The following is a 9670-nucleotide window of genomic DNA, read 5'->3' as shown; positions in this document are numbered from 1 at the left end:
GAAGTATTCTCCTGGAACTAATCCTTCAAATACTACTATTCCTTCACTATCTGTTACTTTACTATCTACTTCTTCTTCATTTTGATATAGATTAAAAGTAACACCTTCTTGTGGATTTCCATCTATACTGTCGATAGTTTTGATAACTTTAATACCACCAGTGATTAAACTGTTTATTACATTTACACTACTTACTTCTTTACCTACTACATCTACTGCGAGCAAACCGTCTATGCTACTCTCGTATCCATCTGGTGCTATCTCTTCTAAGAAGTATTCTCCTGGTACTAATCCTTCAAATACAACTTTTCCATCACTATCTGTTACTCCACTAGCTACTTCTTCTTCATTTTGATATAGATTAAAAGTAACATCTTCTTGTGGATTTCCATCTATACTGTCGATAGTTTTGATAACTTTAATACCACCAGTGATTAAACTGTTTATTACATTTACACTACTTACTTCTTTACCTACTACATCTACTGCGAGCAAACCGTCTATGCTACTCTCGTATCCATCTGGTGCTATCTCTTCTAAGAAGTATTCTCCTGGTACTAATCCTTCAAATACAACTTTTCCATCACTATCTGTTACTCCACTAGCTACTTCTTCTTCATTTTGATATAGATTAAAAGTAACATCTTCTTGTGGATCTCCATCTATACTGTCGATAGTTTTGATAACTTCAATACCACCAGTGATTAATGTGTTAATAACGTTAATCACAGTTGTTTTTCTATTCTTGACTATAACAGATGTCATGTCATCTAAATCTGACTCATATCCTGTTGGTACAATTTCTTTTAATTGATACTCTCCTACTACTAATTTATTTAATTTTAATATTCCATTATCATCTGTTTTACCGCTAGCTACTTTATCTTCTCCACTATACAGTTCGAATTCAATATCACCTTGGGGATTGCCACCATTGTCTTTCTTAATGATTTCAATATTTCCATATTTAATTTTTGTATTCACTACTTTTACTGTTTCATTTCTATTCTTAAGAGATAAAGTAATTGTCATCAACCCATCTATGCTACTAGTATACCCGTCTGGCACTACTTCCTCTAATTGGTACTCACCTAATGGTAGATTAGTAAATACTATTATTCCGAAATTATTAGTTTTCTTTGATTGTACTAGTTCTCCCTCCTGATATAAGTTGAAAATAATACCCTTTTTATCAGGTGATAATCTAGACCCTGCGATTTCTTTATTTACTATTATAGATCCAGTGATAGCTTTATTAACTACATTTACTCTTTCAGTTCTTCCTCCAATTACTCTAACAAAGGCTATTCCATTTAAAATGTTTACATAACCTGAAGGCACTACTTCTTCTACTTTATAGTTACCTGGTAATACACCTTCAAACAATACTTTACCATGTTCATCAGTACGACCAGTCGCCTTTACAGTTTTTCCTTGGATTAATTTAAATTCGACATCTTCATGTACCTGTCCATTTATTTTATCTATAGTCTTTACAATCTCAATATTTCCTACCTTTGTGTTAGTTACATTTACTACATTTGTATCATTCTTTGATACCAGTACTGAAACTAATCCTACTAAACTGCTTTTGTACCAAGTTGGTACTACTTCCTCAAGCTTATACTCTCCAATAGGAAGTCCTTTAAACTCTAAAACGCCTGCGTTATTTGTTTTACCTGTAGCCTTTAGTGATTCTCCTTTGTATAAATTAAATGTTATATCTTTTTGACTCTTTCCATCTTGATCTTTTTTAATTACTTTGATATTTCCTGTAGATAATTTATTAACTACAGACTCACTTGTTGTTTTGTTTTTTCTAATTGTCACAAGTGAAAAGCCATTTATACTACTCTCATAACCTTCTGGCACTATTTCTTTCAACTTATAATCTCCAACAGGAAGTCCTTCAAATCTCAACTTACCTTGGCTACTTGTTATACCAGTTTTTATTAATTGATCACCTTGATAAAGCTCAAATGTTACTCCTGGATGAGGTGGGTTTTTTCCCTTTTGATCTATAGTTTTTGTAATTTCTAAATTACCCACTTCAGGTTGATGAACAACTTCATAGTAAAAGGTAATATGACTTATTTTTGGTACATTCTCACCATTATTAAGTGGTGATACTAATCCTGAGTCAGAAGTTGTTGTAATCGTACCATCTTCGTTGTAAATATAAAGATTGCCAGCATCACCGCCTTTAACAAATACGTACTTTACTAAGACATTGTCTTTTGATTGCCAATTTAGGTTTTTACCGTCATCACTTATAATGCCTTTAAATAAATTATCTTCGAAATCTAATAAATTATCATTAGAATTTACATCTTCATATTTCTTTAATTCTAATGATTTAACTCCATATTTATCTGGTATATCTTGGTCATTTCCATCGATTTTAACCATATTACTTGTTGCTGCCAATGATGTAAATGAAGTTCCAAACATAATTAGTGTCACTAAAAATAATGATAAGATCCTCTTGTATATAGTTTTTTTCATTAAACTCACCTCTACTTTTCTTATTTTTATATATAAAAAGGCTGCCAAATTATATTTGGCAGCCGAACTATCATAGTTATAATAACTTTAGATTTCGTGCTTTGCGTCCTTACCTTTCAGTAAGTTTGCCTTTATCAAATTTTAGTAAATATATACTAATTCACTTTACTATAATGCATGTGCGAATTTTGTCGAATTATGCGTTAAGTTAAAAAATACTTGCATAAATTTTTCATTTTTTTTGTTAACATATTAATACCCTGCAATTTGTTTTGAAAACATGGTAATAAAAAAAAAATAATTTATTTGCGTTTTAAGAAGTAGATTCAAACTTTTTAAGTATTTCAGGGTTAGATTTAAAAAATTCAGTTATCTTCTTAAGGCCTTCTAATGTGCTTTCAGTGATTGTATGCTCCATTTTTTCTGTTTCTTCATGTAAATTCTGTTCTACATTAACCAATCTCAGGAACTCTTTGACTGTATTATGCCTATAAACTAAAAATTTACCTAATTCTATTCCCTTATCTGTCAACTTTATCAATCCATATCTTTTATAATCGATAATATCAGATTCACTTAGCCTCTTTACCATTTTAGTTACTGAGGGGGGCTTAACATGTAAGTAACAAGCAATATCATTAACGCGAGTGTAACCGCCATTTTTAACACACATCCTATATATCATTTCTAAGTAATCTTCTTCAGAAGCACTCATTCCGTTGATATTCATATAACTATTAAAAGTGTAATACTTATCAGTAGACATAATGCACAACCTTTCATTATTAAAATACATTAATAGATATGCACCACATCGTGATTATGTTCATAAAAGTTAAATAAACATTGATTTTTTTTAATTGTCGATTTTTTTGGGGTTTGATTATTTTCTTAAAAATACAAAAATAGATTAGTAGATATTAAAAAACAGGTAAGTTTATTTAACTTTACCTGTAATATTTTTTATATAACTCGAAGAATTAACATAATTAGTGATTAATATAGTTATCAATAATCTCAAACCAAAAATTTGTTTCTGTTTCTTTTCCTCCACTTAGATCTCGAAAACATACATTCTTAATAAATTTATGTCTATATGTATCATTACATCTATTTACATAGCCATAGAATGTAACACCTATTAATTCTAATAAAATTAAAGTCTTCCCTTCTCTTTCCATTCTAATCTTCATATAATCTAAAGCAGCATTATCATCTCTAAAAGCGCCTATAATACTACCTTGATATCTTTCCTTGTATCTCACAACTACTAATTTATTATTATCTTTAAACCATTCTTTCCTGTCATACTCATCTATATCACAACTCTCCATATACATTGCCTCCTATCAAGAAACTCTATATACTTATTTGACAATATTTAATCTAGCAATATATTTACACAGTGAATAAAATTCTAAACTTATTTCCTCTGGAATACGAAATAATAGTAAGAAAATATCACACATTTATTTGCATTTTTGTATAGTACAATACCAAAATTTCGACCATAATGTATCAATTTCTTTATCGCTCATTTTAATATTAGTAATAACCATATTGGTAAGTTGAGAGTATTCAAATCTTTTATACTCATCCAGATAATTTCCTGGATTAATTTCTCCTAATCTATCTACATCTAAAAATTTAGTAACTAATTCAAATTTGACCTTGTTTTCTTTAAAAATCCAAGTTTTATATTTTGCAGATATTGATTCTAATAATTCTCTTGGTGGGAATAAATGATATCTAAGTAAGAACTTTTGTTGAACTATGTTATCTGAATAGTATGATATCATTTCCTTATATAGATAATACAATTTCATTTTAGTATTGTCTTTTTCTAATACTATAAGACTTTTAAGATAATCCATTTTTCCGATCCAAATATCATCATATATATTAATAAATAATTCTTCTTTAGATTTATAATAAAAATATAAAGAAGATGGTTTTATATTTACTTCCTTACAAATATCTCTTATATTAGTAGCTTCATAACCTTTTTCTAAGAAAAGTTTAAATGCAACATCTCTTATTTTACTATTTGTTTCATTTAACAAATTTACACCACCATTTTTTTCTAAATATTATACATTACAAAAATTAAATTAATCTTAATAACTTATAATACATTCTAAATATATTATTTTAAAAATAGCAGTGTAGAATGAATCTAACTACCGTACATTCGTTAGTTTGAGTATATCATAATCTTTACTTTGACACAATCCTCTACATTTCATCATTTTTAGACGAATATTTGTGATTACTACATCAATCTAAATAATATAAGATCTTATAATACTCAAAAGTTTTTCTACTTCAAATGGTTTAGATATATAATCATCTATTCCTACTTGTGTACATTTTTCCTTACTCATACTCGCCGTATATGCACTCATTGCAATAATAGGGATGTAATTATCTTCTCGATATCCTTCTCTAATTATTTTAGTAGTTTCAAATCCATTTAGCTCTGACATCTGTATATCAATTAATATTAAATCAACTTTTTTTCTATTTAATATCTTTAAACTCTCTAAACCACTATGTGCAGAAATAAAGTTATACCCTTCCCTTTTAATTATACTCTCCATAACTGCTTGATTAACAATGTTATCTTCAATACATAAAATCGTTTTATTATAGTTAAGATTTACATGCTTATCTATATCATGTGATTTGACTTGTTGAGCATTGCATTCTAACTTAGACATATCTAATATATCTTTGATAAAAAAGATAAGCTTATTAGATGACTCTTCTATAATCTTCATATAATTTTGTTGTTCATCGTCTAGCTTTGTTTCTTTAAGTAGTTTGATAGCTGAAGAAATACTATTCATAGGAGTTCGTATTTCATGACTCATATTTGTTATAAAAAGAGATGTATCTTTATTTAGTTTTTCTATCTCCATATATTCTCCTCCAAAATTTGCTATTTTTTGTATAAATATTATTAGTACTATATGAATTTAAATTAATTTTAATATTCTAAACTTAACTACTTTTCTCCTTATAATTTTATAGTAAAATCTTAGGTATTACTATCTTTATTTGTTTGTTTGCTTTTCTCTGCCATCTTTAGTTTCATATAAAAATATAGGGGTATTTATTAATAAATATCACGTTTTGAATTTATTTAAATAAGTAGGACTACAAATGATCACAAAATATATGATATAATATCCGCACCAGCAGATTGGCTCGCAGAATTTAAGTCATTTTCCGTGCTTGCACGAGAAAAGGACATGAATTCTATGAGCAAGTGCAAACGACTGAGACCGCAAAGCGGTCGAAGTAATCTGCAGAGGATAAAGTAGACACTACAAATGATCACAAAATATATGATATAATATCCACACCAGCAGATTGGCTCGCAGAATTTAAGTCATTTTCTGTGCTTGCACGAGAAAAGGACATGAATTCTATGAGCAAGTGCAAACGACTGAGACCGCAAAGCGGTCGAAGTAATCTGCGGAGGATAAAGTAGGACTACAAATGATCACAAAATATATGATATAACCTATAGTATATAAGGGGGTTGCTGTTTTGAAGGCGAATAACAAGTTTATTAAACCCAATGTTAAAGTGTTCATAATACCGTTTGTCCTTATCACGGTATTATTTTTTATTGCCGGTCAAATTACAGTAACTAGCATTAAAAACCATTACTATGAATTAAAAAAACAAGAGGCTCTTATACTTTCAAGAGGTTATTCGCAAAACTTAACCAAATCTGCACAGGCATCTGAAATCATAGATAAGTTACTTGACGAAAAATTACTTGTTGCTAGCAGGGCTTCAGTTCTTTTTAGTGAAAACCCTAGCAATGAATTATTTATAGAATTAGCAGATGCTCTTGAAATTCAAGAAATTGATTATTATAATAACCGTGGAGAATTGATTTACTCTAATATTGAGGAGTTGATAGGTTGGGTAGCACCCAAAGGCCATCCTGTCCATAATTTTATGATAAGTGATAGTATTAGTCTTGTAGAAGATATAAGACGTGACTCAATAACAGGTACTTATTATAAATATGCTTATTCTAAATTTAATAATGGCAGCTTTATACAAGTAGGTGTTCGGGCAGATAAGATTAATGAGTTCTTTAACAATTTTGAAACACAACAACTCCTTAATGAAATGAACGAAGGTGTTGATATGATTCGCTTTATTGATAATAATTTTTATGTTACTGGAAGTACCAAATTAGAGCTAATAGGAAATGTGATAACTGACTCTCAAATTAAATCTGAGATTACTGAAAATCGAGAGCATAGTTATATCACAAACGTGAACGGCGATAGTGTGTACGAAGTTTTTGTACCAGTAGTATTCGAAGATAATAGAATTGGTACTTTAGCTATAAGTTTTTCATTGAAGGAAACCATTGACATCGTAAATAAAGTCACACTAATTGGATTATTTACATTAACTATAATATACGCATCTCTTCTTTTTATTATGTTATCTGGATATAAGAAAGATAATGAGCTTCTCCAATTAGCCTATTATGATTTATTAACTGGTTTACCTAACAAACGATACCTTAAGGTTTTAGTTGACCATGAATTAAATAAAAGTGAAGCAAAACAAAGTGCTATTTTATTGATCAATTGTAACAATTTTAGATTAATTAATATGACATTTGGATACGAATATGGCGACGAGATAATAATAAGATTAAGTAAAGACATTCAAGACTTAGCCGATGATGACAAAATAGTTTTTAGATTTACAGCAGATAGATTAATCTTATTTGTTAGAAACTACAATTATAATGAGGATTTAATTACTATCTCTAATAAAATTTGCAGCTTATTCTCTCAACCTATAGAAGTAAAAGGTGTAAAACAATATATATCAGTACAAATAGGAATCGTTAGAATAGACAGTACTTATAATAATGTAGCTCAATTATTAAAAGATGCTTCAATCGCAATAAATGATATACTGGATGGTACTTGTAATTATGCCTTTTTTAATGAAGCCATGGAGACCAAACTCCATCGAAATAAAACAATAGAAAATGAGCTTAGAGCAGCTATTGATGAAAAAGATACGTCTAAAATTTATATACAATATCAACCTCTAATAGATCTGAAAACCAACTTAATAATTGGATTTGAGGCACTAGCAAGAATGGACTCAGATAATTTTGGGACTATATCCCCTATTGAATTTATTGAAATAGCAGAAAGAAAGCATTTGATAGCCGCACTTGGCAATCTCATATTAAAAAAAGCCTGCGAATTTTCTAAAAGATTAAATGAGTTAGGTTTCACTGAACAGAAAATTGCAGTTAATATTTCAGGAATTCAGCTATTACGGGATGATTTTTCAAATTCAGTAATAAATATTCTTAAAGAGTGTCAAATGAAAGAATCAAGTTTAGAATTAGAAATAACAGAATCAATTTTACTGGATAATTTTACTGCTATTAACGAAAAATTAAAGGAACTTCAAAATCACAAAATACAGATAGCCCTAGATGATTTTGGAACAGGGTACTCGTCATTATACAGGCTTGGAGAACTAAATTTAAATACATTAAAAATTGACCGTTACTTTATAAATAAAATTACTGCTCGAGATGAAAATGAACTTATCACTGGAGATATAATTTCAATGGGTCACAAATTTGGCCTTAATGTAGTAGCTGAAGGAGTTGAACTGCAGGCACAGAAAGAATATTTAATAGAAAACAACTGTGATATTATGCAAGGTTACTTATTTAGCAGACCCCTTTTAGAGAAGGATGCTATTGAAATTCTAAAAATGACTAATGGAACAAAGAGTCTTAACAAATAAGTAAATTTACTATACCGTAAAAAAATAAAGATACCTCAATTTCTTGAAACATCTATCATTTATATGGTGCACCCGAGTGGATTCGAACCACCGGCCTATAGTTTAGGAAACTAACGCTCTATCCTACTGAGCTACGGGCGCATTTAGTTAGTTAACAAATAGTATCTTAACATAAACTCCACTAATATACAATATACATTTTCGGCTCTTTAATCACACATACTCTATCCTACATAGGCAATTCAAAGTACTCTTCCATCGTTAGATCACTTTCAAAGATTTTAGTTGCCAATTCTACCCCTACATATCTTATATGCCAAGGCTCATATTCGTATCCTACAATCGACTCTTTGCCTTTTGGATACCTGATTATAAATCCGAATTTATGAGCATTTTCATTTACCCATATACCTTCTTCTGTATGACCAAAGTCAGTAGATAATTGAAATGCTACATCGGCGCTAGTAATATCCATAGCCAATCCTGTTTGATGTTCACTTTTCCCTGGCGGTGCACTGTATTTATCAGCATGTGCTTGTCCTTTTGATTCTACATTTCCATAATATAATGATTGTTGCGTTAAATAAGATCTATAACCTGATCTTGCTACAAGTGTATAGCCTTCTTTTTTCCCTTGTTCAAATAAATCAAACAAAGCATCTGCAGCAACTTTTCTAAGTTGATTTATTTCTGGATTTTGTAATTGTGTGGGGACTCTCAACTTAACTAGATCATTAGGTATATAATCAGCAGGTAGGGATCTGCTTTTATTCACTATGGCATCATAATCACTAGGATTAATAATAACTCCATCTTCATTTAAAGTACTTTCTAATCCTTTTCTAACTGTATAATTCGTTTTATGTTTGTTATCTTTATATTCTATTATAATAACTATATCTTCCCCACTGAGCACATCTCCAAGAACAGTAATACTATTATCTTCATTTATATTAACTAAATTCTCCTTATCTACCTCAATAGTAAAACCCTCTGTTACTAATACCTCAGCTTCATTTCCTCGTTCATCTTGATAAATCTCTTCGATATTAAAAGAAATGGTTTGATTAGGTTCAATAAAGCGATTTTCATAACTTGTATTAATATTAACTTGTGATAATAGTACTTTTCCAGTCATTGAAACACCATTAATCGTGGTTTGCTGCGGTTTAGTACAAGATGATAATATTAACATGATTAACAAACATAATATAATAGTTTTTTTCATAGTATCCTCCATAATGATTTAAGTATATTCTAGCATTTAAAGCGAGGATTAACAATAGCCATTCTACCTTTAACTTATTGTAGTTTGTACCTCACTTTGTATCTTTACCTTTTAAAT

General features: G+C 29.5%; 7 protein-coding genes, 1 tRNA gene and 1 riboswitch. Of the genes, 1 reads left to right on the top strand and 7 read right to left on the bottom strand.

Annotated elements, in window-relative coordinates; all coding sequences use genetic code 11:
* The 5 genes from GC105_RS16170 to GC105_RS16150 form a co-directional block, all read right to left on the bottom strand.
* On the bottom strand, positions 1 to 2505 hold a 2505-nt coding region (locus GC105_RS16170; protein ID WP_152806904.1), incomplete at its 3' end, for a SpaA isopeptide-forming pilin-related protein.
* A gap of 54 nt (positions 2506 to 2559) precedes the next feature.
* Positions 2560 to 2645, bottom strand: a riboswitch (cyclic di-GMP riboswitch).
* A 173-nt stretch (positions 2646 to 2818) separates the two neighbouring features.
* Entirely contained in the window at positions 2819 to 3271 is a 453-nt protein-coding gene (locus tag GC105_RS16165; protein ID WP_152806902.1) for a metal-dependent transcriptional regulator, read from the bottom strand.
* A gap of 223 nt (positions 3272 to 3494) precedes the next feature.
* Positions 3495 to 3839 carry a hypothetical protein gene (locus GC105_RS16160; protein WP_152806900.1) on the bottom strand — a complete coding sequence of 115 codons (345 nt, stop codon included), beginning with the start codon at positions 3837 to 3839 and terminating at the stop codon, positions 3495 to 3497.
* 135 nt (positions 3840 to 3974) lie between these two features.
* A complete protein-coding gene (locus GC105_RS16155) occupies positions 3975 to 4568 on the bottom strand; it encodes a TetR/AcrR family transcriptional regulator (protein ID WP_152806898.1) in 594 nt (197 codons plus the stop codon).
* 219 nt (positions 4569 to 4787) lie between these two features.
* The gene (locus tag GC105_RS16150) at positions 4788 to 5426 is read right to left on the bottom strand and encodes a hybrid sensor histidine kinase/response regulator (RefSeq protein ID WP_152806897.1); all 639 of its coding nucleotides are present in this window, start codon (positions 5424 to 5426) and stop codon (positions 4788 to 4790) included.
* A 634-nt stretch (positions 5427 to 6060) separates the two neighbouring features.
* Between GC105_RS16150 and GC105_RS16145 the strand changes: the two genes are divergently transcribed.
* Positions 6061 to 8325: a putative bifunctional diguanylate cyclase/phosphodiesterase gene (locus GC105_RS16145; protein WP_152806895.1), complete on the top strand. Its 2265-nt coding sequence runs from the start codon at positions 6061 to 6063 to the stop codon at positions 8323 to 8325.
* A gap of 64 nt (positions 8326 to 8389) precedes the next feature.
* Here the strand turns inward: GC105_RS16145 and GC105_RS16140 are convergent.
* Positions 8390 to 8466: transfer RNA gene (locus tag GC105_RS16140), tRNA-Arg, on the bottom strand.
* Between the two features lie 88 nt (positions 8467 to 8554).
* Complete coding sequence (locus tag GC105_RS16135; protein ID WP_207706993.1) at positions 8555 to 9553, bottom strand: M15 family metallopeptidase; 999 nt, start codon at positions 9551 to 9553, stop codon at positions 8555 to 8557.
* Positions 9554 to 9670 lie beyond the last annotated feature (117 nt).

Origin of the sequence: Alkalibaculum sporogenes (assembly GCF_009362815.1) — a bacterium.
GTDB classification, from domain to species: Bacteria; Bacillota; Clostridia; order Eubacteriales; family Alkalibacteraceae; genus Alkalibaculum_A; species Alkalibaculum_A sporogenes.
Note: the sequence above shows the minus strand (reverse complement) of the source record. Positions and strands in the feature narration are given on the sequence as shown.

Bases quoted from the DNA above. Each gene is read 5' to 3' on its own strand.
- GC105_RS16165 (WP_152806902.1), bottom strand. From the start codon at position 3,271: ATGTCTACTGATAAGTATTACACTTTTAATAGTTATATGAATATCAAC.
- GC105_RS16160 (WP_152806900.1), bottom strand. From the start codon at position 3,839: ATGGAGAGTTGTGATATAGATGAGTATGACAGGAAAGAATGGTTTAAA.
- GC105_RS16150 (WP_152806897.1), bottom strand. From the start codon at position 5,426: ATGGAGATAGAAAAACTAAATAAAGATACATCTCTTTTTATAACAAAT.
- GC105_RS16135 (WP_207706993.1), bottom strand. From the start codon at position 9,553: ATGAAAAAAACTATTATATTATGTTTGTTAATCATGTTAATATTATCA.